Below are 1,321 nucleotides of genomic sequence, written 5' to 3' on the forward strand. Positions count from 1 at the left end.
CGCCGACCAGCCGCAACACCCTCTCGTCCTCGGCTGTGAGGCCCTTGAGCCGGTCACGGACCGTCACACCCGACGGGCCAAGGGAAACGAACGGCACGTCGATCCGCCGCAGCGGCCTCCTCTGTGACCCAGCCACGCCAACCCCCTCCCAGCCAGTGCCACCACCCTGGCACACGCCACTGACACTGGAGAACTACCGCGGCATCTTCCGCACCTCCGAGTTCACCCGCGCACTGCTCAACTCGGTCGGCATCGCCGTTATCGCCACCACCGTCGCCGTCGTGCTCGGCACGATGGCCTCCTACGCCGTCGCCCGGCTGCGCTTCCCGGGCAAGCGGCTGCTGATCGGCATGTCGCTGCTGATCGCGATGTTCCCGCCGATCTCGCTCGTCTCCCCGCTGTTCGACATCGAGCGCGCGCTGGGCCTGTTCGACACCTGGCCCGGTCTGATCATCCCCTACATGACCTTCTCCCTGCCGCTGGCGATCTACACCCTCTCCGCGTTCTTCCGGGAGATCCCGTGGGACCTGGAGAAGGCCGCCCGGGTCGACGGCGCCACGCCGTGGCAGGCGTTCCGGCTGGTCATCGCCCCGCTGGCGGCGCCCGGGGTGTTCACCACCGCGATCCTCGTCTTCATCTTCTGCTGGAACGACTTCCTGTTCGCGATCTCGCTCACCTCCACCCGCGCCGCGCGGACCGTCCCGGCGGCGATCGCGTTCTTCACCGGCAGCTCGCAGTTCCAGCAGCCGACCGGGTCGATCGCCGCGGCCGCCGTGGTGATCACCGTCCCGATCGTGGTCTTCGTGCTGCTGTTCCAGCGGCGCATCGTGGCCGGCCTGACCGCCGGCGCAGTGAAGGGGTGACGGATGGCGGAGCTCGTCCTGGACGGACTCACCAAGCACTACCCGGACGGCGCGGTCGCCGTGCGGGACGTCGACCTGACCGTCGCGGACGGGGAGTTCGTGATCCTGGTCGGCCCGTCCGGGTGCGGCAAGTCCACCACCCTCAACATGATCGCGGGCCTGGAGGACATCACCGCAGGCACCCTGCGGATCGGCGGCCGGGTCGTCAACGACCTGGCCCCGAAGGACCGGGACATCGCCATGGTGTTCCAGAGCTACGCCCTCTACCCGCACATGACGGTGCGCCAGAACATGGGTTTCGCCCTGCGGCTGGCCGGGACGGTCGGCGCGCCGCAGGAGTTGTACGACCGCCCGGTGAACCTGTTCGTCGCCGGGTTCATCGGCTCGCCCGCCATGAACGTCCTGGACGCCACGCTGGAGGAGGGCGCGCTGCGCACCGCGCTCGTCGTCTTCCCGCT

At 69.4% G+C, this 1,321-nt stretch carries 1 protein-coding gene and 1 pseudogene; both read left to right on the plus strand.

Translation table 11 applies throughout. The annotated features are described in order from the left end of the window. Nucleotides 1–182: 182 nt before the first annotated feature. A pseudogene (locus AB0O00_RS39860) lies at nt 183–863 on the plus strand (carbohydrate ABC transporter permease); the annotation flags it as partial. A 3-nt stretch (nt 864–866) separates the two neighbouring features. Continuing rightward, nucleotides 867–1,321, plus strand: a 455-nt coding sequence (locus AB0O00_RS39865; RefSeq protein WP_363659558.1) for an ABC transporter ATP-binding protein, incomplete at its 3' end; no start/stop codon positions are given.

Source organism: Kitasatospora sp. NPDC093558 (genome assembly GCF_040683475.1).
Lineage (GTDB): Bacteria > Actinomycetota > Actinomycetes > Streptomycetales > Streptomycetaceae > Kitasatospora.